This is a genomic window from Mesorhizobium sp. P5_C1, assembly GCF_054049815.1.
In genome coordinates, this window is the sequence record NZ_JBFULQ010001170.1 from 1 (window position 1) to 877 (window position 877).

Genomic DNA, 877 nt, shown 5'->3' on the forward strand with positions numbered 1-877 from the left:
CATGATCAATACGGGAACCGCGACCGGCTACGACCTCGAATACCTCGGCGAGACGGTGCGAACGCGGGTGCTGGAAAATTCGGGCATCCGGCTGCAATGGGAAATCAAGCGCATCGGCAATTTCCGGCCGGGGCATGCCGTGCAGGAGTTTCTCGGGCAACTTCTATAGTGGGTGTTGAAGTTCACGTGATGCATGAACTTCAATGGGGCCGAAAATGGCCCGCGACCGTTGCTGCAAAGACTCAACGGCGCGGTTTTCGCATCCATTTTCTCAGAAAGTGAATCTCTCGGAATCGTAAGTACTTGCCAGTGAATCAACTCTCTGATTCTCTGCTCCAAAGCGTTTCCTGATTTGAGTCGTTCGACGCGTTCGGCGTTTTCCGTCTGGGGGGGCAACCTGCCGGGAGACTCGGACTCAATGTTGCGGAAATCTTGGTTTTTGGTCCGCGGTGAGAGGGGATGACGGGGGAAATGAAAAGCAAGCATGTGGCCGTCCTGCTGGGAGGTTTCTCGTCCGAGCGGCCCGTGTCCCTGTCCTCGGGAAAGGCTTGTGCCGATGAGCTCGAGAAGGAAGGCTACCAGGTCACGCGCGTCGATGTCGGGCGCGATGTCGGCTCGGTGCTTGCCGAACTCCGGCCGGATATCGCGTTCAATGCGCTGCATGGTCCGTTTGGCGAGGATGGTACCATCCAGGGTATCCTCGAATATCTCGGTGTCCCCTATACGCATTCCGGCGTGCTCGCTTCGGCGCTGGCCATGAACAAGGAGCAGGCCAAGCGGGTTGCCAAATCGGTCGGTGTCCCTGTCGCCGAATCGAAGGTCGCCAGCCGCTTCGCCATTCAGAACAAGCACCCGATGAAGCCGCCCTATGTGGTCA

2 pseudogenes are annotated in these 877 nt (G+C 58.0%); both read left to right on the top strand.

Annotation, left to right across the window (positions count from 1 at the left end):
• Window positions 1–169: pseudogene (locus ACXJ7R_RS34665) on the top strand (UDP-N-acetylmuramate dehydrogenase); the annotation flags it as partial.
• Between the two features lie 302 nt (window positions 170–471).
• A pseudogene (locus ACXJ7R_RS34670) lies at window positions 472–877 on the top strand (D-alanine--D-alanine ligase); the annotation flags it as partial.